Here is a 26,067-nt window from a genome sequence, read left to right on the forward strand (position 1 = left end):
TCGTGCATCTGCGAGGTTAATCTGCTAGAAAAAGGGGGGACCCCCTTTTTATGACGCGTTGAATTGATGAATCAATAGCTCCCCGTGCTTAGACTCGGGGTTTTGTTCGTTAGGTAACTGAAAGTAACCGAGTTGAGTGCGCATTTCGCTTGCTTGTGTTGCTAGCCTTTTGGCTGCAGCCATGGTTTCTTCAGTAATTGCCGAGTTTTCCTGAATTAGATCTGTCAGCCGTTGAACTACGATATCGACTTCCTTAATTGCTCGTTGTTGCTCGGTAGTGGAAGTGTTGATCCGAATGATGTTTTCATTCACAGCGGTCACAGCTGACACGATTTGCTGTAGTTTTTCTCCTGATTCGTTAGCTAAATCAGTACCTTGATCTACTTTACTGTTACTGTTGTTGATGATTTCTTTTATCTGTTTAGCCGATGCGGCACTGCGCCCCGCAAGCTCTCTAACTTCATTCGCGACGACGGCGAAGCCACGGCCATTCTCTCCTGCTCTCGCCGCTTCAACCGCAGCATTCAAAGCTAATAAATTGGTTTGAAAAGCCAGACCATCGATGACGGAAACAATTGCATTGATATCTTTACTGGCAGCATTAACCTCGCCGATTGCCATAACGGTTTGTTGCGAGAGTGCTCCTCCTTCTGAAGCTAAACTTTCCGCATCATTAGCCAATAATACCGCGTGGCTGGATTGATCAGATACTTGAGTTAACTCCTCTAACATATGGCCAGTGCTAGCGCTTGCCTGTTCAAGGTTCGCTGCTTGCTCTTCCGTTCGTTGACTGATTTCAGTATTACTGGCAGCAATTTCATTGGCGCTTTGGGTGACGCAATCAGAAGTAAGTTGAATACTGCGAAGGACTTTGGTGAGCTTGGCAATGGTAACGTTGACATCTTGCTGGAGGTGTTTAAACACACCCTGATGCTCCCCTTGTACGGTTTCGGTTAAGTTACCTTGTGCGAGTTGCGATACCACTCGACTCACTTCGGTGATGGCGGTAAGAACGAGTTGAGTAGATTCGTTTACACTGTCTTTTAGTTGTTGCAGCTGACCGTGGACAGGGAGAGATATTTGCTGGGTAAAGTCACCCTCTGCCATCGCGCCAACAACCGAATCGAGCTCTTGGACAATTTGATCTAGGCTACTCACTGAGCGATTAATATCGGCTTTTAAGGTATCTAGCTGACCGGTCATATCCGACTCTATATTACGGTCAAAACGACCATGACTAATTGCCATCATGACGCTAGATATTTCAGATATAGCTTTGTCTACTTCGGAAATAGACAGATTGATACTGGTTTTTAGTTCATCAAGTTGGCCACTGGCTTGACAGGTCACTTGCTGTTTAAAGTCACCGTGACTCATGCTCGACATCACATGGCTAATGTCTTTCATGATGTTATCAAGGTTGGTCATGCTGGAATTAATATCCTGTTTAAGCAGATTGAGTTGTCCGGGTAATGGCTCGGTGAGCTGTGCAGAAAAATGTCCCTTATTGAGAGAGCTAATCACCTGACTAATAGATGCAATGGCAACATTGAGTCTACTAGTCGAGAGATTAACACTGTCTTTAAGCTGAAGTAACATGCCTTGAGCTGGCACATTAACTTGCTCGTTAAAGTGACCTTCTTCGATGTTAGACATCACTCTGACTATATCGATCATAGTCATATTTATTGATCCCAAGGACTGGTTAATATTGCTTTTCAGCGTATCAAGCTCACCACTCATAGTGGCATCAAGGGACACATCAAAATGACCTAGCGACATTTCTTTAGCGATGTGGTTTAGTTCAGACATTGCGATGCTAAGTTGGTCGGCGCAGTTATTGGTTGCCTGCTTTAGTGTATTGAGCTCACCATGACAGGTAACCGTGATCCTGGCGTCAAATTGGCCCGAAGCCATTTGATCCATGACCTGATTGGTTTGCGATATCGATAACTGCAAGGTTTCGAGCATCGAGTTGAATGCCTGTGCACTAGCACCAATTTCATCTTCTGAGAATACAGGGGCACGCAACGAAAAATCCCCGTCTTGCTCCACTCGTTTCATGGTGTTGACCAGTTGGTGTACCGGCTTTGTTAATCTTCTGGCGAATAATACAGCCGCTGTGATCACCAGTATGGCGGTGATGATGAGCACAACCAGTAGTTGCTGTGTTAAGGTGTTGATGGAAGCAAAGGCTTCCGCTTCATCTATTTCGGCGATAAGTGCCCACCTCACTCCCAGTACATCTATGGGCAAGTACGCGGATAATACAGGTTGATTGTTATAATCAAGTAGTACCTTTTGTCCTTGATAACCGCTTAATGCTTCTGTTGCTGCTTCGGTTTTAACTTTGCCTTTATTTGGATTTCTAAAAGAGTTAATAACCGAACGATTTGTTGGATCAAGGTAAGAATCAGAACGCATCAAATAATCAGGCCCAACCAAGTAGGTTTCTCCACTTTGTCCAAGTCCTTCGCGTTCAGACATAATTTGATTTAAATCTTCAATAGCAAGTTGTACGGCGATGATCGCAACGGTTTCGCCGTTACGAATAATGGGCTTGGCAAGAAAGCTAGCAGGTGCATTATAGGACGGTAAATAGTTAGCGTAGTCAACAAAGCTAATGGTGTTAGGGTCATTGGAAGTCTTCAGTTGTTGGTACAGTTCGGCTAGGTTGCTAGTAGCAAACGGACCTGTGGCTAATGAGGTTGCAAAATCGACTTCTTTATGCACGGAATAAACAATGTGTCCGCTTACGGGATCAATAATAAACAAATCGTATAAGTTGTTAATCTTGGTGATGTTGGCGAGGTAAGGATGGTAAGACTGATGCGCCAAGTCATATTCGTCCAGGTGGCCAGTTTGTTCGAGTTGCAGCTTCTCACCGAGAGGGTGAGGGTTGTCTACAATATATCTAAGCTGCATTTCTTTGCTGCGTGGGCTAAGTAAACTAGGAACTTTTGCCATAAGTTGGCCATCGCGGTTTTCAGAATGCAGTTTGGCGGTGACTTCGCTTTGATAAAAGTGTTCAATATCACTCGAGTCGGTCCGCAACTTAGCTTTATTGAAACTGTCGATAAATTCACTGGCGACCATGGGGATTAACGGGTTGTTCGTAAAAGCTTCAAGCTTACTTTGAACAGTATCGAAATAGCGCAACACCGCGCTTTTTTTAACTTCTCCTACGGAGCCAAGTTGTGCGTATACTTGTTCAGTCATCGTGGTGGAAGTTTTATCTATTGCGATACCGATGCAAATGGCAATTGGGATCAGAGAAACCAATAAAAATGCAGTGACGAGTTTATGTGTGAGTTTTAAGGAACAAAAGAATTGGCTGAGCATAGACATAACGGTGATCCTTGTTACGACATGGTAAGTACCTTAAATCAGAATAGAACACTATTGGTTAAAATCTAGACAGAAAATAAAAAAGCCCTACGACTGGGCGTAAGGCTTTAAATACACTAAAGCGTACTAAGAATTAATGTTTCCAGTGATACTTATGGGCTTTTTCTTCCATGTAGGCCGCTGTATCTGGATGCATTTGTGTTTGCTTACCATTTTCAAAGAAGAATGGTTGGCGTGGATTACTGTGGTTACCAATCTCATTCATGGTAGCTGCATCATAGATACGACCATTGATCACGGTATAAGCAACCTTTTCAGATTCTCTGATGTTAGACAGAACATCGCCATCAATTATTGCTAAATCGGCAAGTTTACCTGCTTCAATAGTTCCTAAATCATGATCCATACCTAGGTACTTGGCGCCATCAATGGTACCACTACGTAGCGCTTCCCATGGAGTGAATCCACCTTGTGCCATTGACCAAATTTCCCAATGTGCCGCTAACCCTTCACGCTGGCCATGAGCACCGATATGTACGGTAACGCCTTTATCACGCAGCTGTTTAGCCGTTTTGGCAACATTGATGTGGTTGTAATGACGCTCAGGTGCTTTGGTTGGGCGAATTGACATAGGTTTTACTACATATTCAGGAACGAAGCTCATTAGGCGCTCGTTTTCCCATACGTTAGTGTGCTCATACCAATAGTCTTCACCTTTGATACCGCCGTAGGCGACAACGAAAGTTGGTGTAAAGCCTACTTGTGATTGTCCCCAAAGTTGCTCGACATCAGCATAGATATTAGGAATAGGTAAAGCGTGTTCGACCCCTGTGTGACCGTCAACAATCATATTCATATTGTGCTGGAACTTAGAGCCGCCTTCTGGGACTACCATGATTTCCATATTTTTAGCGGCTTCTAATACCTGTTGGCGCGTCTCTCGACGTGGGTGGTTGTAACTCTTAACCGAAATTGCCCCTGCGTCTTTTAAGCGTTTAACATGGAATTCGGCGTCATCCAAATTGCTAATTGGTGCTTTATAGCCCGGCGCGTTACCTGCGTACAAAATACGGCCTACGGAATAAATACGTGGTGCGACAGTATGACCGGCTTTTTGTAACTCAGCCATGGAGAAAACTTCACCAGAGTTATTGGAAGGATCGTGGATTGTGGTGACACCAAAACTGAGGTTTGAATACTGATTCCAGTTTTGCTGTGGTTGTAGGTTGTGGCTGCCATAGCTGCCGTGTGCGTGCGCATCGATTAATCCTGGGATCACTGTCTTGCCTGCGATATCAATAACTTTCGCATTGCTAGGCACATCGACATCACCTTGCTTTCCGACCGCAACGATGCGATTTTCCTTAATTAGGACGATACCATTTTCAATGATTTCTTGCTGGTTTTCAGCATCGCGCATGGTAACAATTTTGCCGCCAGTCAACGCCAGTATGCCACTTGGCTTATCGGCTTTTTTCTCAAAGCTTAAGTCGATGCCTTCTGCGGTTAGTTTATCGGTGTTATCTGATGCACCAGCCAAGAAATCGAAGGTCTCGGTGAGTTTGCGTTGATAAAGTGTTGGCCCGAATGCCCATGTCAACGCGCTGCTATCTGCACGCCAGTTTAGGAAGTCGCCCGAGTATTTCGAGACTTGCTTAACCGGAAATGCTTTTTCACCTTTGTTAATTGATAGGGTTTTTCCGGTGCTGGTGAAAGGTGCAACAAACGTATTAAAGTGTTCAATAAACGCCACGTATTTTCCGTTTGGTGACACTTTGAAATCAAAGATGTATTCGCCTTTGAAGTGGCTGCGCTCTTGTTGTCCATTGAGGTCAACACTCTTCAGCTCTCTGCTGGTATCGCTGCTAGCAACCGAAAAGTAAATGCGCTCAGGGTCTGCACCAAAGTGCGGATTATCGCCGCTTTTGATGATGCGTTTAGGTGTGCCGCCTTTAGCATCTGTAAGGTAAATCCCCGGATGCATAGACCAATCACCATTAAGTAGGTAACCACCGGTAACCTTTTTGTACAGTATTTTGCTGCCATCAGGAGAAAAGCTAGGGTTCGTGTAGTGGCCAGGTTCTGTGGTCACCACTCGGCCGTTTCCACCTTTTGCTGACACAACGCGTACTGAGCCAAGTTCTTGGTCATCCCAAGTTGTGTATACAATGGATTTGCCATCACGTGAATAACTTGGGTAAAACTCAAAATGGTCATTTTGTTTGGTTAGGCGCTTGATCTTACCCGTTTCAATATCTTTTAGGTATAAATAACCCAGCGCTTGGAACAATGCGGTGTCGCCATTTGGCGAGATCTGTGACCAACGTGCAAGTTTTACTTTAAACGTGTCAGGTGCTACATCTACCGCAAAGCGAAGTGCTGGTGTGATTTGCTTTTCAGCGACCACTCGGGTAGGGATCACCGACGCTTTTTGAGTTTTAATATCGACTTGTTTAAATACACCAGCCGCCCAGAATACCAGTGACTTTCCATCGGGTGTGTAGGCAAATGATGGTGTATTACCGTGGGCGCCGTTGGCTTCTTGTAAATCTCGGTCTAGACCTGAGTAAACCCGTGTTTCAATCCCAGAGGTAAGGTCTTTAACATATAAGGCGCTGACTAATTCTTTCCCGTTATCCTCACGTTTTACAAATGCGATTGATTGGCCATCAGGACTCGGTGTAGGCCTAATTGCACCACCTGCACCACTTACTATGGTTTCTTCTTCACCGGTGGCAAGATCCCAGCTGCGAATTTCAAACACAGAGGTAAGAGAGTTTTTGTTGTACTGCCAGCGCACACCTGGTGTGGCATCGACAGAGTAATAAATCTTTTTGCCATCATGAGAAAATGCAGGCTCAGCGACATTTTTCTGCGATTGATCACCATGTAAGCGCTCACGTACTAAAACGCCTTTACCACCACTGATGTGGTACATGCGAATAGAGCCACCAGGAATGGTTCTGCCAGTTACTTGACCTTGTTTTACCGCGATGTATTGGCCGTCTGGCGCCCATGCTGGATTATGGATGATATTGGTGTCTTCCTTGGAGATTTGGCGCAGGTTTTCACCGTTCACATCCATCACCCAAAGGTTGTCACCGCCGGCTCGGTCAGAGATAAACGCGATTTTTTTGCCATCTGGAGAAAACTTTGGCTGGATGTTCCAACCTATGTCATTGGTCAATGCCGTCGCTTTGCCGCCTTTAATGGGCATGATGTAAATATCACCAAGCATATCGAACACAATGTGTTTGCCATCAGGACTAACGTCTAAGTTACTCCAGGTTGTTTCGTTGGTATCAATGGTGATGGTTTGCTTCTCACCAGGAGGATTTAATACATCCCAGTCTTTTGTTGTTCTTTCTTGTTGTTTTGCTTCAGTAGCAACTTGTTCACCTGCTACTGCAGGTTGTAGCAAACCAAAAAGGCTCGCACCCACGGCAATCGCCAATGGAGTTTTTAAAAACGACATAGGTGTTCCTTTAATTATTAAAATAATTCGAGAATCGAAGTAGAGCTACTGCTCGAACAGCATTCCATGTCGTTAGCATGAACAAAAAAAATCATAAAGTCGATAACTGCGCGATTAAATGAAAATAAGGTAGGGTAGCAGGCAGGTGCTTTTAGTTTACAACGATGCCATGGCTTGAGTTAAAGCCTTCCCAGAAGACGCCCGTGGTTGGGAAGGCAAAACCATTTAGCTCAATGATTCGTTACGGACGTAATCTAAATAAGCACTTAAACTTTGTTGCCACAAAGACATGGCTTCCGTCAGCTCATCATGGCATGGCTTATCGCCTAACAGCCGTCGCTCAGTTTTTTTCAAGTGCAAGCCATAACGATTGAATCCCAATTGCAGCGCAGTACTCGCTTGGCGATGTAATTGACGAATACATTGGTCGTTATCATGGTCTAACTGTTGTTGTATGTTGATCAGTTTATTGCGTGCCGAAAGTACAAACTCATTGTAAATAGAAGATAGCTCGTCTTCATTGAAACTCACCTTCAATGCATTAATTGCCGTCGTGTCATAGAGTGTGTCTGGCAGTTCGGTGGTCGATGGCGCCTGCTTGACCATTTGTGATTCACTGAGTGCTTGGCGGAGCTTTTCTTGTTTAATGGGTTTACCAACGATGTCTCTGATCCCTAGTGCCAAATACTCCTTCACTTCATCTGGGCTAAGGCTTGCGGTAAATGCCAGAAATGGCGTGCGACTATTTTTGTGTTCTATAGTCTGTAGAGCTTTTAGCACCTCTTGACCGGTTAGGTCGGGTAAATTCATATCTAGCAATACCACGTCAAAGTGATGATTAATCAGCATATCGATAGCGCTTTTACCATCTTTGGCAAGTTTTACTTTATGTTCGTCAGCAGCCATAAATTCGATGGCGATTTTTTGGTTCAAATCCAAATCTTCAACGAGTAGAACGTTAAGCCCTGTGATGTAGTTTTGATGATGAGGCCGCTGTTCGACAAGGCTTAATTCACCAATACTTAGTTTGATGTCAAAGCTAAATGTACTGCCTTGATCGAGCTCACTTAAAATATGTAACTGTGAGCCCAACCGATTAAGTAAACGGCTCGTGATTGCAAGCCCAAGTCCGGTTCCACCTTTGACTCTTCCGGCACTGCTTTGCACATACGGCTCTGTTAGCCGTTCGATATCATCCGGTTCGATACCTGGTCCTGAATCAATTACGCTAAAGCGAACAGTATGTTCGATTTGATTGTCGGTGACGATTTCAACTTTAAGTTTAACTTGTCCTTTGTCGGTAAATTTAATCGCATTACCGACTAAGTTAACGAGAATTTGTCTGAGCTTCTGTTGATCAAAATAGTAGCAAACCTGATCTGGTAACTCGTAGACAAGTTCAAAGTTGAGCTTTTTCTGTTCAGCAAGCGGGCTGAGTAGTAGGCACAAATTATGTAGCCAGCTTTTGAGCTCTACATCTTCTTCGTAGAGAGCTTCATCACTTTGTTCAAGGCTGGCGTATTCTAGCACTTTGTCGATAAGGAGGTTGAGGGACTCCGCAGAATTGACGATAGCTTCACAGTAAGCTTTATTTTTGGTGTCTTTTGAGCGCCCTAAAATCAACTGTGCACTGCCTAAAATTCCATTTAATGGGGTGCGAATTTCATGGCTAATCGTGGACAGGAACATACCTCTGAGCTCTAAATCTTGTTGAGCTTTTAGCGCTAATTTATTGAGATTTTGCTCTCTGTGCTCGTTACACAATAATGCCATTCCAGTAGCGTAAAACACTGGCGCTAACACCCCGCTAAAAAATATTGTGATGGCAAACCAGCTCTCTTGGAATAAAGTAAAGTGAGTAACATCTCCCATTAATAATGAGCGGCTGGCAAGAACGGTAAAAATAATTACCAAGATAGTAATATAGACAAAACTGCCGTTGGGGTATTTTTTACGTGCAAAGTAGCCAAAATAATAAAGTAATAAACAAGCTTCGGCTAAATGCTGTAAGTCGGTAATGTAAATGCGGCTGCGTAAGTTTGGTTCAACGATGCTAAAGTAAAGCAATAAAAAAAATAACCCCGTCGTTACCCAAAGAAATAGCTTAAAACTTTCCTTTTCAACATTTAAAAATTGCCGAATGGCCAAGCAGTGAATAATCGAAGCAACAAACAGTAACATGTTGCCTATCGGCACGGATTTGAGATAGTTCACATGGCTATGAATCGCAAAGGATGAAATCGCAATAAGCAATACCACTGGGTAAAAAACGTAAAGTAACGTACCTGACGTGTTTTTATTCGCTCGCCATGTAAGAAAGGTCAGCAAAATCATCATCGCTGTCATGACAACGCTTGCTAAATAGAGGGTTTTTGGATCTAGCATGGATGTTTTACCAAACCTGAGGTGCTTATAATATTAATGCGTACCTAGAGTAGAGTGGATTCGCCTGCTCGTAAAGTTGTAAAAAGCGACACTGGCAAAGCGAGGTCGCTATGAGTCTTTGTTTTAGCGAATTTCGTCGGGAATATTCTGTTGAGCCCACGACAGTAATTCAATCCGATTTCGGCATTTGGTTTTACGAAACGCGCTGTATAAGTGCGTCTTCACTGTATGCGGACTGATATTTAGCTGCTCCGCGATTTCTTTATTTTTCGCCCCTTTACTCATGAGCGCGATAATGGCCTTTTCGCGTTTGGTCAGCTTAACGGGCTCAATATCCCCTTCGGTCAGCTTATGCAATGTATCTTTATTAAATTGTAATACTCGGTTGAGCACATTACACATGACTTCACGGCGATACCATAATTGATTTTCTAGCAACAACCTAATACCTTTCATCAACACATCTGCATTGTCGGTCGTATAGAACACGCCTCTGATCCCACTTAATAAAGCTCGATTAGCAAGCTCTGGGTTTTCATCTAAGTTGAATAACACGATGTCGCAGTTAACTCTAAGGTTAACAAGTTGTTCTTTTAGTTTTATCCATGCGTCATTCGCTGCAGTTTCAATAAAAAGTAAGCGGGTATCTTCAGGTACTTCTGAAATATCAGTCCCAGTCACAACTTCCAACCCTTGGGTTTTAAGTAAGGGCTGTAACACATTGATACCTATGGTATTCATAGGTTCTTTATCCAATAGCAAAAAAGCGGTACTGCTCATTTTTGGAGACACTCTATATTCGAACGATATTCCAATGCTAGCACGTGATACAGACCTTTTGTATTAGAAATTTTAATAATGACTAGATAAACGCGCTATATCATAAAATGAAATAATAACTTCGGCAGGGGCGTAAGTAGAGGCTAACTGGTAATCGTATGAAATGAGTAAGCTTTTAATTTTTCATTGTAATAACTTACTCGTTTACATTAGTTAACAACGAATAATTTAAATTAATTCTTTCTTCTTATCTTGGTAGGGAGGCCAACCCATCGGTTTGCCAGCCAATAAGTGTAAGTGAATGTGGTAAACCGTCTGACCGCCGTTTTCATTACAATTCATCACAGCGCGGTAACCGTCTTCGGCAAAACCAAATTGTTTAGCCAGTTTTGCAGCGACGACGTAAAGGTGGCCGACCAACTCAGCATGTGTTTCGGTGATATCGTTGATTGTGGCGATCGCTGTTTTTGGTATAACAAGGGCATGAAATGGAGCCTGAGGATTAATATCCTTAAATGCCAGCGCCTTCTCATCCTCATATAATATTTCAGCAGGGATCTCGCGGTTTATAATCTTGGTAAAAATCGTTTCTGAACTCATAGCTATTCCTTAGAGTGGATGTTGATTATCGATAGCATAACGAAATGCCATTCAGACACAATACTTTGATAGCAAGTCATAAATATGCTTAAACTAGAGACGAGCAAATAAAGTAGGGAAAAGACATGCGGTTAGTGGCATTTTTAGGTTTGACATTATTATTTGGCGTGACGCAGGCCAATGCAGCCAGGCTGGTGTTTCCCGAAGAGTTGATCCCACTGCAAGTGGAAGAGCAGGAAATAGAACAGTCGTTTTTCTCAAAAGTGAGAGAAATTGATTTGGCAGTTGGAACGCATCGAGTAAAAATGAAGTACTCAGACCTTTATGAGGTTGGATATGATGATCATCAGGTAATAGAGTCTGCACCTTTTTGGGCATTAATCAGCGTTGCTAGTGATACTACTTATCGGATATCGTTCCAACGCGCTAAAACCGTAAAAGCCGCCAAAGCCTTTGCTAAGGCACCCAAAGTGATGCTCATTAATGAGGCTCAACAAGCGCAACAAACTCTCCAAGTTTTTAAAGTGCAGCCAGACTCAAGATCTATGCAGCCCCAGTCAACTGACTTAAAAACGCCACAATCGGTAATTAGCAAACCCGCTCCAGCGGCGACTCACCCTGATGTCGTGGGCATGTTGAACTATTGGTGGCAACAAGCAACACCAGAACAAAAAAAGCTGTTTTTGCAAAAAATAAAGGGCAATTAAGCCCTTTATCAGATCATTGTGATATGGACTTAATCAGCAAAAATAGCATCAATTGTACCTTGCGCTAGTGGGTGGTAACCCGGACGTGCTTTTTGGTACACGTTGTATGCCCAATCACGCTTGCCATTTTTAACCAATGATTTATACAGGTTAACAATAAGCTTGCGGCGGCCGATGCTTACTAAGTGTTTTTCTAAAGCTGGGTAAATTGCTTGGTAGCCATTACCTACCGCTAACATATACCAAGCGAATGCACGTTCGGCATTGGTTGATTGTGTTAAATTGAATGCCTTATCTAAAGCAGTCATGCGTTCAATAGACAGATCTCTAGGTAGATTATTGATGAAGTGTAGCCACTCGTGAACGGTCCAGTTAGTCGTTGGTAATTCAGCCAATGCTTTTTCACCTTTTAACCACGCTTGAGTGAGGCTGTCGACTTTGTCGAATGCATCAGAGGTTGGCGTTGGTGCATCAGTTGGTAAGCCAGGTTCGAAGATCCACTCTTTGGCTTTTTCAAGACTGACCACGCCTGGGTGTTTTTGAAGCAGGTTTTCATTTAAATACTCAACAAATTCTGCAGTGGTTAGTGACTTAAACGAATAGGTTTTAAAATACTGCTTTACGAACACATCAAACCGCGCTCGGCCAAACTTTTCTTCAAGATAAATTAGGAAAAGCTGGCCCTTAGTGTAAGGTACTGAGCTAAATGCATCGTCAGGATCACGACCATTAAGTTTTAGGTTCAGACGTGTATCCGGCGCGGCAATTGTTTTGAGCTGTGCACGCAGACTCGCGGTATCCAGCGCTTGTTCCATTACCGCACGTTCACGACCGAATACTTCTTCCATAATGCGGTTTTCAACATATGAAGTGAATCCTTCATTTAACCACAGATCTTCCCAGGTGGCATTCGTCACTAAGTTACCAGACCAAGAATGAGCCAACTCATGCGCAATCAGATTAACCAAACTTTTGTCGCCCGCAACAACAGTTGGTGTAATAAATGATAGACGTGGGTTTTCCATGCCACCAAATGGGAAGCTTGGCGGTAACATTAATAGGTCATAACGGCCCCACGCATATTCGCCATACATGACATTGGTTTTGTCGATCATGGCTTGAGTGTCGTTAAATTCAGCAACGGATGCGTCTAAAATCTGTGGCTCGGCGAATATTGCAGTTTGGTGTGACATCTCTTTATATTCTAAGTTACCAGCACCAATGGCAATCAAGTAAGGCGGAATGGCTTGTGGCATATCAAACCAATAGTCGCCGTCTTTAATAAACGCACCTGTATTATCTGCACTCATTACCGCGCGCACATCTTCAGGAGTATGAATACGTGCCGTGTAGGTTACGCGCATCGCAGGAGTATCTTGCACTGGGATCCAGCTACGGGCGTGGATCGCTTGCGATTGGCTGTACATAAATGGATGTGTTTTACTGGCGGTTTGTATCGGCGTTAGCCACTGCAAACCAGAAGCTACAGGCAAACTGTTGTAATAAATACGTGCTTTTTTCGCTTGTTCTTTAAAGGTGATCGTGAGTTTTGCACCTTTTACATCATCTCTGTTTGCTAATGAAAACTTAGCTTGGTGCCACTGACCATCACGGCCTTGATACATTACTTTGTCGATTTCTAGATCGCGAGTATCTAATACTAGTGTTCTAGCGTTACGGTTTTGCCAAGACAAAGTATGCTCAACAAAGCCTTCGAGCTGTTTGTCTGCAAAGTCTACATCTAGATCAAGATGTAGATGGGTCGAAACGACATCATTTAAATTTGCATAAGTGTGTTGATCAACACTGCTGTTCGCCATCGAGGTAAAAGAGAGCCCAGCCATTGCTAAGCTGAGAGTTAATGCAGAAAGTTTCATAGTAGCGCTGCTCTTATTATTTGATTATAGAAGTTGAGCTAACATACCCAATTTTGAGTGATTTAGACAGTGTTACACGATGAAGGATGATTAATGCGTCGGTCATGACATTACGATAAACTAGACCCATTAGTTTTTGTTTTAAGGTGCCATAGTGCCTAGTTTGCAGTCTCTACATACCTTTGCGTTGCCAGCACAAAGTAAATCCTTGTGTGTGATTGATGATGTTGCTCAATTAGAGCGCCTCGATTATAGCCAGCCGTATTATGTTTTAGGTGAAGGGAGTAATACCGTCTTTATTGGTGATTACGATGGTTTGGTAATAAAGATGGCAACCAAAGGCGTGGTGATATCAAAACAAGATGATTTTATTGAAGTGATAGCGCAAGCTGGCGAAAATTGGCACAGCTTGGTGAGCAGCTTGCTTAAACAGGGTATTCCTGGGCTTGAAAATTTAGCATTGATCCCCGGTACAGTAGGAGCCGCTCCAGTGCAAAATATTGGTGCCTATGGCGTAGAAATTTGCCGTTTCGTGCACCAAGTACGTGGGTTTAACTTAGATACATTGAAATTTATCAATTTATCCAACGCAGATTGTCAGTTCCACTATCGAGATTCTGTCTTCAAGCATGCGCTAAAGGGGCGCTTTATAATAACTGAAGTCACATTGCGGTTGTCTACCGCATGGCGAGCGACACTCAGTTATGGGCCACTACAACAATTACCCAAGGATGTGTCAGCACAAGTTGTATTTGATGAAGTAATTAAAATACGGCAGTCCAAATTGCCCGATCCTTCGCAATTACCCAATGCCGGCAGTTTCTTCAAAAATCCGATGGTCGGCAAGCTTGATGCTGAACAATTACTACAACGCTTTCCGGATATGCCAATTTTTCCAGTGGATGAACAGCGCGTAAAATTGGCAGCAGGTTGGTTAATTGATAATGCCGGACTAAAAGGGACTCACGTTGGAGCAATTCGCGTGTATGAAAAACAAGCCCTGGTGTTGGTTAATGCAGGGCAAGGTTGTGGTGAAGAGCTAAAACAGCTGATTGTGGCAATCCAACATAAAGTGAACATGATGTATGGCGTTGTGCTAGAGCACGAAGTTCGCTTGATTGATTGTGCTGGTGAATGTCAGTTACAGGTAGGCGGTAATGATTAAAGAGCAGGATGATAAGAAACAAGTTATCCTTAATGCGCTTAATCGCGGAGAGTTTGTTTCTGGACAAGAGTTGGGTGAGCAATTAGGTATCAGTCGTGCGGCTGTGGCAAAGCATATTAAAGCCCTGCAGCAGTTAGGAATAGATATCTTTTGTGTCAACGGGCGAGGATATAAGCTTAATCAAAGTTTACCGTTGATTTCCCAGCACAAACTGCAAGTACTTTGGCAGCAAACATTTACTACAGTATGTCCGATTGAATATCACGCTATTATTGATTCAACCAACAGTGAGTTAATGCGCAGACTGCAAAATAAAGAAGCCCTCAGTTCTGGGCATGTCTTGGTTGCGGAAATGCAGAATGCAGGTCGCGGACGGCGGGGCAGAGTATGGCAGTCTCCTTTTGGTGCGAACTTATATTATAGCTATTACTGGTGCTTTGATGGTGGTATGCAAGCGGCAATGGGAGTGTCGATAGCAGCGGGTTTGGCCGTTTTTGATACTTTAAAAGCCTTATATAATTTGGATGTCGAACTCAAGTGGCCAAATGATGTTTATCTGCAAGGACAAAAGCTTGCCGGTATTTTAGTGGAGTTAGAAGGGCAGATTGAAGGACCTTGCCATTTAGTAATTGGTATTGGTATGAATATCCAAATGCCGGAAAATGCCGCAGAATCAATTGAACAAGCATGGACCGACCTGAATTCACACTCAGCCGATGTGGATAAAAATCAACTGGTGGTAGAGTTAACGCATTACCTAGCGCAACGATTAACGCAGTATCAACGTTCAGGGCTGAGTGAAATGGTAACGGTGTGGAATACCTTAAATGCTTTTCAAGGTGAATTAATCGAGCTAACGACTGGTCAACGCCAGTGGCGAGGAATTTGCGAAGGTATCGATGAATTAGGCGGATTGTTATTGCGCCAAGATGGTGAGTTAAAAAGCTACTATGGTGGTGAGATCTCGGTGAGGAGGTCGCAATGAGATTACTAGTCGATGTAGGAAATACAGCCGTCAAATTGGCGATTGAGGACCAAGGTAATATTAAGTCTGTGCGTGAACAGGAAGTGATCTGGTCAGCTATTGACGAGTTGGTTTATGGCCAAGTAGGTAAAAGTAGCTTGTTAGAGCCTTTATTGGCGTCAGCTGCGCAGTGTAAGGTAGATGTGTATCAAGCAAGTGTAACGCCGCAATGTGCAGGTGTGACATGTGCTTACTCACAGTATCAGAACTTCGGCGTTGACCGTTGGTTAGCTGTGCTGGCTGCATCTCAATTATTTCCTAATCGAGACCTGATTATTATTGACTCTGGTACGGCAACTACCGTGGATGTAGTCAATAAACAAGGTCAGCACTTAGGTGGCTGGATTGCACCGGGTATTGACTTGATGGTGAACAGTATCACCGCTCGTGCTGAGCGGGTGTTTTGTGATGAACACACACCGTTTGCATTTGAGTTTGCAAATAACACCCCCAGCGCCGTGAAAAATGGCGCCTTGGCGGCAACGGTTGGCTTAGTTTATTGTGCCAGAAGTTTGCTGCAATCAAGTCAGCCAGTTATTTTGACGACAGGCGGCTATGGAAAAATCATTCAACAGCAGTTTGTAGATGCAGAATTTAACCCCGAGTTGGTGCTAAAAGGACTGGCTGTGTGGCGCAAATTTTCACCACAAATCTAAAAAAGTCATGGTATTGCTGTAAAACTGAGCATTTGAACAATAAATTTAATTTTTTTTGCAGATACCTGTTGCATCGGGACAGTCGTTGCTCTAATATCTCGCCCCGTACTAAAGCAGTGCCGACTTAGCTCAGTTGGTAGAGCAACTGACTTGTAATCAGTAGGTCATCCGTTCGACTCGGATAGTCGGCACCATCTTTTTACCCCACTAGCTGGGTGCTTTAGGAAAGAATTTTTACGTGGAGGGGTTCCCGAGCGGCCAAAGGGATCAGACTGTAAATCTGACGGCACTGCCTTCGCTGGTTCGAATCCAGCTCCCTCCACCACTTTATTCTTGACGGTTAGAGGTAGTTAAGAACAGGTTCCTAAAGCGGGCATCGTATAATGGCTATTACCTCAGCCTTCCAAGCTGATGATGCGGGTTCGATTCCCGCTGCCCGCTCCAGTTTATCTGGCGTGCTGATATAGCTCAGTTGGTAGAGCGCACCCTTGGTAAGGGTGAGGTCGGCAGTTCAAATCTGCCTATCAGCACCATTCTTTAGAATCTTCACAAATACTTCCTTTGAATTGTCAGAAAAATCTTTATAATTAGACCGAATAATTCTAGTCCGCCATTGGTGGATTATTTTTATATGTAATCTAGATACACAAAACTTATAGGTTCTGTCATGGCAAAAGAAAAGTTTGAACGCGTAAAACCGCACGTAAACGTAGGTACAATCGGCCACGTTGACCACGGTAAAACTACCCTAACTGCAGCAATCACTAATGTTTTAGCAAAAGCATACGGTGGTCAAGCTAAAGATTTCGCATCAATCGACAACGCTCCAGAAGAGCGTGAGCGTGGTATCACAATCTCAACTTCACACGTTGAGTATGACACACCAACTCGTCACTACGCACACGTAGACTGTCCAGGACACGCTGACTATGTTAAAAACATGATCACAGGTGCTGCACAGATGGACGGCGCGATCCTAGTAGTTGCTGCTACTGACGGTCCTATGCCTCAAACACGTGAGCACATCCTACTTTCTCGTCAGGTTGGTGTACCTTACATCATCGTATTCATGAACAAATGTGACATGGTTGACGACGAAGAGCTTCTAGAGCTAGTAGAGATGGAAGTACGTGAACTACTTTCTGAGTACGATTTCCCAGGTGATGACCTACCACTAATCCAAGGTTCTGCGCTTAAAGCACTAGAAGGCGAAGAGCAGTGGGAAGCGAAAATCATCGAGCTTGCAGAAGCACTAGATACTTACATCCCAGAGCCAGAGCGTGACATCGATAAGCCATTCATCATGCCTATCGAAGACGTATTCTCAATCCAGGGTCGTGGTACAGTTGTAACTGGCCGTGTTGAAGCTGGTATCATCAACGTGAACGACGAAGTTGAAATCGTAGGTATCAAAGAAACTACGAAGACAACTTGTACAGGTGTTGAGATGTTCCGTAAGCTTCTAGACGAAGGTCGTGCGGGTGAGAACATCGGTGCACTTCTACGTGGTACTAAGCGTGACGAAGTTGAGCGTGGTCAAGTACTAGCGAAGCCTGGTTCAATCACACCTCACACGAAGTTCACTTCAGAAGTATACGTACTTTCGAAAGATGAAGGTGGTCGTCACACGCCATTCTTCAAAGGTTACCGTCCACAGTTCTACTTCCGTACAACAGACGTAACTGGTGACATCCAGCTACCAGACGGCGTAGAAATGGTAATGCCTGGTGACAACATCAAGATGACAGTAGAGCTAATCTGCCCAATCGCGATGGACGAAGGTCTACGTTTCGCTATCCGTGAAGGTGGCCGTACAGTAGGTGCTGGTGTTGTAGCAACTATCGTAGAATAATCTACAGATTGCAGTAACACTGTAAAAAAGGTCACTTCGGTGGCCTTTTTTAATGCCCGTGATTTTGGGCGGACCCCTTAGCAGTGAGTCCCATAGCGGTTGTTAGATTGGCTGATTTCACCTTGCCTAAAGGAAACGCCTTCGCTTCGCTCATTGTCGTTAGCCCTTCGCACTCAAACCCGAGCTTAGTCTCGGGTTTTTTGTGTCTAGCGTATGGTGAAGGTGGCGCTCTTTACAGTAATGCCGGTGCTTGTAGCTTCACTCGTAGGTCGGTATAAGCGAAGCGCCATCCGACGTAACACATGCCTTGGCTTCTGATTAAGGAAAAAAACCTTACTTCGAGAAGTTACCATTAATATAGTCACCCAGTACTACACCAAGTTTGTTCATGTAGTCGAGCAGTGCCGCTTTAACTGGTAGAAAATGGGTCTCTGATAATTGCTGGTGATCTTCAGGGTCCTGATAATCTTCGAGCTGAATTAACCTGCCTTGCAAGCTTGTCAAGAGTTGCACTTTCTCAAGCATGGCGAGATCTATTGGTTGAGAGATAATTTCTGCTGAAATAACGTAACTTGCAGAGGCATAGTAGTTGTCCAAGCCCATAAAGCTTCTAGTGTATAACCCATGTCCTTGTGAAAAAAAATCAGTGCAACCATAGTTTGAACATATCATTTCCGCTCTGGTTGGTTGCTCTTCGATATGAATGACGACGGCTATATTTTCTGCAAGTAATGCATCTTTTGCCGAGGCTTTCTCTGGTGTGTAGCGCCACTGTTTATCTTTTACCGATACAAACCCTATATTATCAACTGGCTGTATAGTTTCATAGTCAACAACGGATAACTTCGTTGCGGCTTCAAGAGAAGACTTCAACTGATCGCGCAGCTCATCGTTCATTGCCCACTTGAAGTCGTATGACTTGTTGAAGTTATTAAAAATGGTTGTGCCATAATGAGTGTGTTGAAGCTCGTCACGGGTTGTAACTTTCAGTGCAATTTTTGCTCCTTGTGGTAGCTTATAATTTTCTACAGGTGGAACATAGGTCATGTTACATGCCGATAGAAACACTAATGCTAGTGCGAGCAACAGCGCTTTGATTTTCATTTGAGATCTCCGATAAAAGGGCCGAAATTATACAGTTTGGACCAGTTATAGGAAAGTGATTGTTACACGGCATTGAACAAGCAGAAGAGTTTTTAGGAGAAGGATTATGAGTGTATTAACTAAGGTAGAGTTGGGTCGATTTTGCTGGGTGGAGTTGTGTTCCAGCGATTGGCAGGCTGTAAAACCCTTTTATCGTCAGTTGTTTGATTGGCAGGTATTGGATCAGCCTATTGGTGATGACTGTTTTTACACCATCATGCAAAAACATGGTGATGACGTGGCTGCGATGTACCAGATGACAGCCGAGCAACAGCAAACAGGTGCTAATAGTTTTTGGCTGGCATACATCGCTGTAGAGGATGTAAACAGTAAAATTGATAAAGCGAAGACACTCGGGGCTGAGGTTTTGGTGGGGCCGCACGATATCCCCGACGCGGGACGGATGGTGATGTTGCAAGAACCTGGAGGGGCTGTATTCGCGCTTTGGCAAGCCAAGGATCATATTGGTATTAAACGCACAATGGAAGCGAACGTACCTTATTGGTTTGAGTTGGCAAGTCGTGATGCAGAGGCTAGCCGTACTTTTTACAGTCAGTTATTTGACTGGGAAATTGAGCTTAAGCCTATGGGTAGTATGGACTACACCTTGTTTAAAGTTGATGGTTGTGCCGTGGGCGGCATGCTAGAGATGACCGAAGAATGGGGCGATGATATTCCGCCGCACTGGATGACTTACTTTGCAGTATTAGATTGCGACAGCTGTGCTGATTTTGCAACACAGCTAGGCGGAACAGTTTGTGTCCCCCCAACCGACGTGCCTGAAGTAGGTAAGTTTGCGGTGATCACCGATCCCTCTGGAGCGGTATTCTCGGTGATTGAGTCTTCTATGGACGAGATCAGTGCTTAGCCACATTGCATTTTGAGTTATGTGTCCCAATAACATACAGAATCGAAAAGCGAAATTGGAGAAGAGCATGGCGTTGAAAGTATTAGTAACTGGAGCAAATCGTGGCATTGGTTTAGAGTTTTGTAAGCAATATAAAGCACTTGGTTGCGACGTAATCGCAGTAGTACGAAGTTCATCAGAGGCGCTGAACGCGTTGTCTGTAAAAGTGATTGAAGGTGTTGATGTTGCCAGCGAAAGTGGGGTTCGGGCTTTAGTGAGTGCGCTGGGAGATGAAAAGCTAGATATTATCATAAATAATGCTGGGGTATTTTGTAACGAAACACTTGCAGAGATGGACTTTGCAACGATTGAGCAGCAATTACAGGTCAATGCACTTGGTCCAATTCGAGTTACTCATGCCTTACTCAATAATCTAAAAGCAGGTAGCAAGATTGCCATGATCACAAGTCGTATGGGCTCAATTGCAGACAACTCTTCAGGTGGCTACATTGGTTATCGTATGTCGAAAGCTGCATTAAATGCGGCCGGAGTGAGTCTCGCTCATGAGTTAAAACCAAAAAATGTAGCTGTGGCTTTGTTACATCCGGGGTTTGTACAAACAGAAATGGTCAATTATGCAGGAGACATTGGGCCAGATGTTGCTGCTGAGCGATTGATCAAACGTATCGATGCACTCAACATAGAGAACTCAGGTAGCTTTTGGCACTCTAGCGGCGAAATACTTCCTTGGTAACATAATTATCTAAATCTGAGGCTAGTTAATCCAGTGTAGTCAGCGTTAATGTTGTCAGCTCACATAAATTAGCTGAGCTGTGCTACACTGGCCGAAAATTGCGTTAGGAGTGGCACTATGGAGCTACAACAAGATACCCCTTTAGAACTACCTCTTTTTCTACTCAACGACAACATCGAAAACCGAGACCTAGAGCAACCTGATTTACGTTTATCAGTCATGTTAACAGACAACTTGCTGGCAAATTTATGCCAGAACCCAACACCTGAAGAAAGCATAAGTATTCCCGTTGTTGACTACGAGCTGAATGATTTTTCCGCAGATGTGGTTGAGTTATTTAATGGTGAGCATCAACTACAGTTGCTACTAAATAACGGACCGGTGTTAAGTGCGATTCTTAATGTGCAAGATCAGCTCTTTGTTTCTCCACCTGTAGAAATGATGCCGACATTTGATCTCGGCCTTGACGAAGACGAGCAATAGTATGTTTCGCCGAGTTGTAAGCATCGCTCTAAGTGCGTTGGTCATTTCGGGCTGTGTGGCTTTTGGTGCAACACATTATGATGAGCTGTTTGGTCCTGAACAGCCAAAGCCGAGAATGGTTACCTCACAGCTCGGTGGAGCTGATTACCTTGAGCAAGTGAAGCCCATTTTGGAACAGCGCTGTGTAGTTTGTCATGGCTGTTACGATGCGCCATGCCAACTAAAACTCTCTTCACCGGAAGGGATTGACCGTGGCCTAACTAACGCGCTGGTCTATGATGGAACACGACTGCTTGCACAACCCCCAACACGATTACTATTTGATGCATCGAGTACCTTGGAGTGGCGCAGCAAAGGCTTTACTCCTGTGTTAAATGAACGAGCGCAAACCCCAGAAGCCAACCTCGTTTCCAGTGTGCTATACAATAGCTTGCTGCTGAAGCAGTCTATGCCATTCCCACAACAAGGCGTATTAAGCGATGAATTTGATTTTTCGCTAGACCGCAAGCAATCTTGCCCAAGCATTGACGAGTTCGCCGACTTCGCAAAAAAGCAGCCTCATGCAGGCATGCCATATGGATTACCAGCAGTAAGCAATAAAGAGTTTAAAACACTACAAAAATGGCTACTGAATGGCGCTAAGATGGCGCACCTTGATGACGCCAATCATGTACTCGAAAATGAAATCCAAACTTGGGAGCAATTTTTAAATCAAGATTCGATTAAACACCAGTTGGTTTCTCGGTATATTTATGAGCACTGGTATTTGGCCCATATTTACTTTTCAGAAGTCGATAATCAGCGCTTTTTCCAGCTGGTGCGATCCAGTACTCCACCTGGAGAAGCGATAGAATTGATTGGCACTGTGCGGCCATTTGACGACCCCAAAGTGGCGCGAGTGTATTATCGTTTAATGCCAGTTCGTAGCACTATTTTAGCTAAAACGCATATGCCTCTGGCACTCACAGAGAAAAAGCTAGCGCGTGTTAAAAAGCTGTTTTTCACACCTGACTATGAGGTGGCTGAACTACCTGGTTATGACGCTGAGCTTGCTGCAAACCCTTTTAAAGTGTTTAGATCATTGCCGGTTAAATCCCGTTATCAGTTTATGCTGGATGAAGCGGAACTGGTCGTCAAAGGCTTTATCAAAGGGCCTGTGTGCCGAGGTCAAATTGCACTGAATGTGATCAATGACCACTTCTGGGTTGCTTTTGTTGATCCGGAAAAGAACAGCAATCCTGCGGTGAATGAGCTGCTGCTCAAACATGATGAAGACTTGGTGTTGCCTGCTGCTGAGCAAAGTAATGCATTACCATTAGCGAGTTGGGCTAAGTATGCCAAAAAGCAAAGTGATTATATCGAATCAAAAACCGAACTGGCAGACCGCTTGTTTAACCAAGGCAGTGAACTCGATCTCAACCTTATTTGGCAAGGGGATGGAGATAACGAAAATGCCGCGCTAACCATCTTCCGGCATTTTGACAGCGCTACTGTCGTGAAAGGCTTTATTGGGCAAGAGCCAAAGACTATGTGGGTAATTGATTATGCCTTATTTGAACGTATTCACTATTTGTTGGTTGCCGGCTTTGATGTTTACGGCAATATTGGCCACCAATTGAACACACGTTTATATATGGATTTTCTGCGTTTGGAAGGGGAGCAGAACTTCCTGAATATGCTGCCACTGAGCCATCGCCAGCGGATTAAGAGTCATTGGTATCGCAAGTCGCACCTCAGTTTGAGTGAGTTTATTAATCGTAAATCCTTGCTCGGAGCTCCTTCGGGTATTCGTTATGAAACGGATAACCCTCAGGCCGAGTTATATCAAAAGCTAAAACAGCACTTAAACAAGGTCCTTGCAACCCATTATGATCATACGCAAGTGCCTGCACCATTGGCGGCGTTGAACACGTTGCCAACCAGTGCGGTAAATTTGCTCCCTCAGGTGTCATTTATTATGACGCAAACGGACGATGGTCAATATCAGGCATACACCTTGATCCACCATAATGCGCATTACAACATTTCTAGTCTATTGAATGAACAAGGTCAGCGGGCTTATGATGAGGACTATGCGACCTTGGTACCAGGTTTTATCGGGGATTATCCAGAGTCTATTTGGTATTTGCCAAACGCTGAACATGTCTCAGCTTTTGTTTCACGGTTGCAGGTGATCTCCAATGAAGCAGAGTATCAAAAACTGCGGGCTGATTTTGCTATCCGTCGTACACATCCTCAGTTTTGGTACTATAGTGATCTCCTTCACAAGGTAGCCAAACAAACACGCGGAGTTGAATTTGGTTTGTTTGACTACAATCGCTTAGAAAACCGATAAATTACAAGTTGCTTGCGGCTCTAACTGCTGCAAGCAACACGCTTTCATCTAGGCGTGTTTTATAATTTGGGTTGGCATACTGAAATTGGATTACGCCTTGTTTGTCTACCACAAATACCGCAGGAACCGGAAGCGCGACTTTTTCAGCTCCGGTTTCGTCCACAATATTAACACCAAGCTTATTGCGATAGATGTCAGCTGTTTTATCGTCAAGGTAATAAGCCAAACCTAATGCTTGAGTGAGCGCCAGTTGTTGATCTGACAATAATTGGTAATTTTCAGATTCAACCGTACTTTGTGCCAGCTTCTCAGGTTTGTCGGGAGAAATTGCAATAATTTGTGCCCCCAGTTTCACCAATGATTTTTCAATCTTTTGTAATCCAGCTAATTGGCGAGAGCAATAAGGGCACCAACCACCGCGATAAATTACTAAGATGGTTGTTTTAGCTTGGTATTGACTGGCCAGATTGACTGTTTGACCATTTTTATTGAGCAAACTCATGTTAGGGGCCGTTAACCCCGGTAACAATGGACGTACGGATTCTGGAGAGCTAGCAATGTTTTCCACAGTGATAGCATGGCCATAAAGACTAAAAATAAAGGGAATAATACATAGTAGGGTGCGCATAACAGTTCCTGTAAATACTGACATTGCCAAACAAGAACGGGATAGTGGCGAAAAACTTTCACTTCGGTATGATATTGCCCGATCAGATCGAAACTAAAGAGAGAGCACGATGTCTGCAAATATCACCAAATTAATGGTTATGCTAGAGATGCAAAATGCCATGAATACCAAAGTGCACGAACAATGGTTTGAGCAAGGGTTTGAATGGTACCGCGCCATTTGGGTTGAGTGTGCAGAAATGCTTGACCACTACGGCTGGAAGTGGTGGAAAAAACAAACACCAGATACTGAGCAAGTGATCCTTGAGTTGGTGGATATTTTCCATTTTGGTTTGTCACTACGCATTGATGGAATAACCAGTTACCAAACACTTGCTGAGCAATTAAATGCAGAGTTGAGCCAACCACAGCTTGAAGCGGATTTTAAACAAACGCTAGAGAAATTGGCTGCCTCAGCGGTAGCAAACAAACAGTTCGATGCGCAAGCATTTGCGGGTTGTATGCAACAAATTGGTATGAGCATCGATGATTTGTATCGTGGCTATGTGGGTAAAAATACTCTGAACTTTTTCCGTCAAGATCATGGCTACAAAGATGGTAGTTATATCAAAGTGTGGAATGGTCAAGAGGACAACGAGCACTTGGTAGAAGTCGTAAAAAGCCTAGACACTGAGCATCCAGACTTCAAAACACATGTTTACGATGGCTTAAAAGCACGCTACCCAGCTTAATTGATGGGTAACAAGGTTCGATAGTCGGAAACACACATGTAGTCATCAATGTGCTTTTCCGGCTGTCGACTATCGGGATTAGTGACAGCAAGTAAATGCGCTATTCCGAACTCTTTAGCTGCGGCTAATACGGGTAAACTATCATCGACAAACAGCGTTCTGCTTTTATCAAATCCCAAATCTTGTTGAACTTGATGCCAGAGCCATTGGCTTTCTTTACTGACACCATACTGATGTGTTGATACCAGTTTATCCAAATACTTATCAAACTGCGTGCGTTCGACTTTTAAACTTAAACTGTCCGGATGAGCATTGGTCAGCAAAATGAGTTCTTTGCCGCTATCTCTTAAGGCTTCTAAAAATGCAGGGACGTCCTCACGAACAGAAATAAGGTCTTGAATTTCACGCTTAAGCTCCATGATGGGTAACTCAAGCTGCTGTTGCCAGTAGTCTAGGCAGTACCACTGTATTTGTCCTGATACCGCGTCGTAGCGCGCTGCGATGTCAGCTTTAGCTTCAGCTATAGAAATATTTTTATGTTTAGCATGAGCTGCCGGAATGACTTCTAACCAAAAATGATTATCAAAATGTAAGTCAAGCAGCGTGCCATCCATGTCTAATAGCACCGTATCGATTTTCGACCAATTTAGCATAGGCATTTAACTTCAAACACTTTATGATTATGTTATTGGTCATCATAGCAAATCTAGAGATATGTCACATAAAAAGCATCCCACGCCGCCTGAAATTGTAACCTGCGAGACAGTTGCTAGAAGCAAGCTTTTTACCGTTGAATCATTATCACTGCATTTTTCCAATGGCGCGCAGAGGCAATACGAGCGTATTAAAGGGGGAGGCAGAGGTGCTGTGATGATAGTGCCCATAACGGCTGAAAATGAGCTACTCTTAGTAAGGGAATATTGTGCAGGAACACACAATTATCAATTGGGTTTCCCCAAAGGGTTAATAGATCCGGGTGAAACGCCAATCGAGGCCGGTAACCGGGAGTTAAAAGAAGAAGTCGGTTTTGGTGCGCACGCATTTTCTGAACTCAAGGTTGTGTCATTGGCACCCAGTTACTTTAATGCGAAAATGCATATTATGGTCGCCAGTGAGCTATACCCTGAAACGCTTGAAGGGGACGAGCCAGAGCCTCTAGTGGTGGTAAAGTGGCCGTTAGAAGAGTGGCCAAAGCTCCTTGAGCAGGAAGACTTTACCGAAGCGAGAAGTGTCGCTGCGCTATTGCTGTTACAAATACATTTGAATTTGGAGGCGTAA

General features: G+C 43.9%; 20 protein-coding genes and 4 tRNA genes. 15 read left to right on the forward strand and 9 right to left on the reverse strand.

The window, feature by feature from the left end; translation table 11 throughout:
* Positions 1–48: 48 nt before the first annotated feature.
* From ACSLBF_RS00810 to ACSLBF_RS00830, 5 genes are all read right to left on the reverse strand, one after another.
* Positions 49–3,348: a methyl-accepting chemotaxis protein gene (locus ACSLBF_RS00810; RefSeq protein WP_440054751.1), complete on the reverse strand. Its 3,300-nt coding sequence runs from the start codon at positions 3,346–3,348 to the stop codon at positions 49–51.
* Positions 3,349–3,481: 133 nt separating this feature from the next.
* Entirely contained in the window at positions 3,482–6,823 is a 3,342-nt protein-coding gene (locus tag ACSLBF_RS00815) for an amidohydrolase family protein (protein ID WP_440054752.1), read from the reverse strand.
* A 225-nt stretch (positions 6,824–7,048) separates the two neighbouring features.
* Entirely contained in the window at positions 7,049–9,208 is a 2,160-nt protein-coding gene (locus ACSLBF_RS00820) for an ATP-binding protein (protein ID WP_440054753.1), read from the reverse strand.
* A gap of 123 nt (positions 9,209–9,331) precedes the next feature.
* Entirely contained in the window at positions 9,332–9,988 is a 657-nt protein-coding gene (locus tag ACSLBF_RS00825) for a response regulator transcription factor (protein WP_440054754.1), read from the reverse strand.
* Positions 9,989–10,216: 228 nt separating this feature from the next.
* A complete protein-coding gene (locus tag ACSLBF_RS00830; RefSeq protein WP_440054755.1) occupies positions 10,217–10,588 on the reverse strand; it encodes a histidine triad nucleotide-binding protein in 372 nt (123 codons plus the stop codon).
* 125 nt (positions 10,589–10,713) lie between these two features.
* Here ACSLBF_RS00830 and ACSLBF_RS00835 point away from each other — a divergent pair, with 125 nt between their 5' ends.
* Positions 10,714–11,295 (forward strand): DUF2057 family protein, encoded by a 582-nt coding sequence (locus ACSLBF_RS00835; protein ID WP_440054756.1) that lies wholly within the window; start codon positions 10,714–10,716, stop codon positions 11,293–11,295.
* Positions 11,296–11,324: 29 nt separating this feature from the next.
* On the opposite strand, the gene ACSLBF_RS00840 is transcribed toward ACSLBF_RS00835, so the two are convergent.
* The gene (locus ACSLBF_RS00840; protein ID WP_440054757.1) at positions 11,325–13,172 is read right to left on the reverse strand and encodes a M1 family metallopeptidase; all 1,848 of its coding nucleotides are present in this window, start codon (positions 13,170–13,172) and stop codon (positions 11,325–11,327) included.
* Between the two features lie 151 nt (positions 13,173–13,323).
* On the opposite strand from ACSLBF_RS00840, the gene murB reads away from it, so the two are divergent.
* The 8 genes from murB to tuf all read left to right on the forward strand — a co-directional run bounded on the left by murB (position 13,324) and on the right by tuf (position 17,869).
* On the forward strand, positions 13,324–14,337 hold the full coding sequence (gene murB / locus ACSLBF_RS00845) for a UDP-N-acetylmuramate dehydrogenase (RefSeq protein ID WP_440056173.1): 1,014 nt from the start codon (positions 13,324–13,326) through the stop codon (positions 14,335–14,337).
* The gene (birA, locus tag ACSLBF_RS00850; protein WP_440056174.1) at positions 14,333–15,322 is read left to right on the forward strand and encodes a bifunctional biotin--[acetyl-CoA-carboxylase] ligase/biotin operon repressor BirA; all 990 of its coding nucleotides are present in this window, start codon (positions 14,333–14,335) and stop codon (positions 15,320–15,322) included. The genes murB and birA overlap by 5 nt, the downstream gene beginning before the upstream one ends.
* Positions 15,319–16,017 carry a type III pantothenate kinase gene (locus ACSLBF_RS00855; protein WP_440054758.1) on the forward strand — a complete coding sequence of 233 codons (699 nt, stop codon included), beginning with the start codon at positions 15,319–15,321 and terminating at the stop codon, positions 16,015–16,017. The genes birA and ACSLBF_RS00855 overlap by 4 nt, the downstream gene beginning before the upstream one ends.
* 118 nt (positions 16,018–16,135) lie before the next feature.
* Positions 16,136–16,211 (forward strand) — tRNA-Thr (locus ACSLBF_RS00860).
* 46 nt (positions 16,212–16,257) lie between these two features.
* Positions 16,258–16,342 (forward strand) — tRNA-Tyr (locus ACSLBF_RS00865).
* Positions 16,343–16,386: 44 nt separating this feature from the next.
* A tRNA-Gly gene (locus tag ACSLBF_RS00870) sits at positions 16,387–16,461 on the forward strand.
* A 13-nt stretch (positions 16,462–16,474) separates the two neighbouring features.
* Positions 16,475–16,550: transfer RNA gene (locus tag ACSLBF_RS00875), tRNA-Thr, on the forward strand.
* 134 nt (positions 16,551–16,684) lie between these two features.
* Positions 16,685–17,869: an elongation factor Tu gene (tuf, locus tag ACSLBF_RS00880; protein WP_440054759.1), complete on the forward strand. Its 1,185-nt coding sequence runs from the start codon at positions 16,685–16,687 to the stop codon at positions 17,867–17,869.
* 333 nt (positions 17,870–18,202) lie between these two features.
* On the opposite strand, the gene ACSLBF_RS00885 is transcribed toward tuf, so the two are convergent.
* A complete protein-coding gene (locus ACSLBF_RS00885; RefSeq protein WP_440054760.1) occupies positions 18,203–18,973 on the reverse strand; it encodes a hypothetical protein in 771 nt (256 codons plus the stop codon).
* A 106-nt stretch (positions 18,974–19,079) separates the two neighbouring features.
* Between ACSLBF_RS00885 and ACSLBF_RS00890 the strand changes: the two genes are divergently transcribed.
* From ACSLBF_RS00890 to ACSLBF_RS00905, 4 genes are all read left to right on the forward strand, one after another.
* Entirely contained in the window at positions 19,080–19,880 is an 801-nt protein-coding gene (locus tag ACSLBF_RS00890) for a VOC family protein (protein ID WP_440054761.1), read from the forward strand.
* Positions 19,881–19,947: 67 nt separating this feature from the next.
* Positions 19,948–20,613, forward strand: a complete 666-nt coding sequence (locus ACSLBF_RS00895) for an SDR family oxidoreductase (protein ID WP_440054762.1) — start codon at positions 19,948–19,950, stop codon at positions 20,611–20,613.
* Positions 20,614–20,730: 117 nt separating this feature from the next.
* Entirely contained in the window at positions 20,731–21,096 is a 366-nt protein-coding gene (locus tag ACSLBF_RS00900; RefSeq protein ID WP_440054763.1) for a hypothetical protein, read from the forward strand.
* Between the two features lies 1 nt (position 21,097).
* A complete protein-coding gene (locus tag ACSLBF_RS00905; RefSeq protein ID WP_440054764.1) occupies positions 21,098–23,431 on the forward strand; it encodes a fatty acid cis/trans isomerase in 2,334 nt (777 codons plus the stop codon).
* Position 23,432: 1 nt separating this feature from the next.
* Here ACSLBF_RS00905 and ACSLBF_RS00910 read toward each other — a convergent pair whose 3' ends face one another.
* Positions 23,433–24,059, reverse strand: coding sequence for a peroxiredoxin-like family protein (locus tag ACSLBF_RS00910; protein WP_440054765.1), 627 nt, complete (start codon positions 24,057–24,059; stop codon positions 23,433–23,435).
* Positions 24,060–24,168: 109 nt separating this feature from the next.
* Between ACSLBF_RS00910 and ACSLBF_RS00915 the strand changes: the two genes are divergently transcribed.
* Positions 24,169–24,789 carry a dUTP diphosphatase gene (locus tag ACSLBF_RS00915; protein ID WP_440054766.1) on the forward strand — a complete coding sequence of 207 codons (621 nt, stop codon included), beginning with the start codon at positions 24,169–24,171 and terminating at the stop codon, positions 24,787–24,789.
* On the opposite strand, the gene yrfG is transcribed toward ACSLBF_RS00915, so the two are convergent.
* Positions 24,786–25,442, reverse strand: a complete 657-nt coding sequence (yrfG, locus tag ACSLBF_RS00920) for a GMP/IMP nucleotidase (protein WP_440054767.1) — start codon at positions 25,440–25,442, stop codon at positions 24,786–24,788. The genes ACSLBF_RS00915 and yrfG overlap by 4 nt on opposite strands.
* Positions 25,443–25,503: 61 nt before the next feature.
* Between yrfG and nudE the strand changes: the two genes are divergently transcribed.
* The gene (gene nudE / locus ACSLBF_RS00925; RefSeq protein WP_440054768.1) at positions 25,504–26,067 is read left to right on the forward strand and encodes an ADP compounds hydrolase NudE; all 564 of its coding nucleotides are present in this window, start codon (positions 25,504–25,506) and stop codon (positions 26,065–26,067) included.

The organism is Pseudoalteromonas sp. T1lg65 (assembly GCF_051930985.1).
Taxonomy (GTDB): domain Bacteria; phylum Pseudomonadota; class Gammaproteobacteria; order Enterobacterales; family Alteromonadaceae; genus Pseudoalteromonas.

Bases quoted from the DNA above. Each gene is read 5' to 3' on its own strand.
- ACSLBF_RS00810 (WP_440054751.1), bottom strand. From the start codon at position 3,348: ATGTCTATGCTCAGCCAATTCTTTTGTTCCTTAAAACTCACACATAAA.
- ACSLBF_RS00815 (WP_440054752.1), bottom strand. From the start codon at position 6,823: ATGTCGTTTTTAAAAACTCCATTGGCGATTGCCGTGGGTGCGAGCCTT.
- ACSLBF_RS00820 (WP_440054753.1), bottom strand. From the start codon at position 9,208: ATGCTAGATCCAAAAACCCTCTATTTAGCAAGCGTTGTCATGACAGCG.
- ACSLBF_RS00825 (WP_440054754.1), bottom strand. From the start codon at position 9,988: ATGAGCAGTACCGCTTTTTTGCTATTGGATAAAGAACCTATGAATACC.
- ACSLBF_RS00830 (WP_440054755.1), bottom strand. From the start codon at position 10,588: ATGAGTTCAGAAACGATTTTTACCAAGATTATAAACCGCGAGATCCCT.
- ACSLBF_RS00835 (WP_440054756.1), top strand. From the start codon at position 10,714: ATGCGGTTAGTGGCATTTTTAGGTTTGACATTATTATTTGGCGTGACG.
- ACSLBF_RS00840 (WP_440054757.1), bottom strand. From the start codon at position 13,172: ATGAAACTTTCTGCATTAACTCTCAGCTTAGCAATGGCTGGGCTCTCT.
- ACSLBF_RS00855 (WP_440054758.1), top strand. From the start codon at position 15,319: ATGAGATTACTAGTCGATGTAGGAAATACAGCCGTCAAATTGGCGATT.
- tuf (WP_440054759.1), top strand. From the start codon at position 16,685: ATGGCAAAAGAAAAGTTTGAACGCGTAAAACCGCACGTAAACGTAGGT.
- ACSLBF_RS00885 (WP_440054760.1), bottom strand. From the start codon at position 18,973: ATGAAAATCAAAGCGCTGTTGCTCGCACTAGCATTAGTGTTTCTATCG.
- ACSLBF_RS00890 (WP_440054761.1), top strand. From the start codon at position 19,080: ATGAGTGTATTAACTAAGGTAGAGTTGGGTCGATTTTGCTGGGTGGAG.
- ACSLBF_RS00895 (WP_440054762.1), top strand. From the start codon at position 19,948: ATGGCGTTGAAAGTATTAGTAACTGGAGCAAATCGTGGCATTGGTTTA.
- ACSLBF_RS00900 (WP_440054763.1), top strand. From the start codon at position 20,731: ATGGAGCTACAACAAGATACCCCTTTAGAACTACCTCTTTTTCTACTC.
- ACSLBF_RS00905 (WP_440054764.1), top strand. From the start codon at position 21,098: ATGTTTCGCCGAGTTGTAAGCATCGCTCTAAGTGCGTTGGTCATTTCG.
- ACSLBF_RS00910 (WP_440054765.1), bottom strand. From the start codon at position 24,059: ATGCGCACCCTACTATGTATTATTCCCTTTATTTTTAGTCTTTATGGC.
- ACSLBF_RS00915 (WP_440054766.1), top strand. From the start codon at position 24,169: ATGTCTGCAAATATCACCAAATTAATGGTTATGCTAGAGATGCAAAAT.
- yrfG (WP_440054767.1), bottom strand. From the start codon at position 25,442: ATGCTAAATTGGTCGAAAATCGATACGGTGCTATTAGACATGGATGGC.
- nudE (WP_440054768.1), top strand. From the start codon at position 25,504: ATGTCACATAAAAAGCATCCCACGCCGCCTGAAATTGTAACCTGCGAG.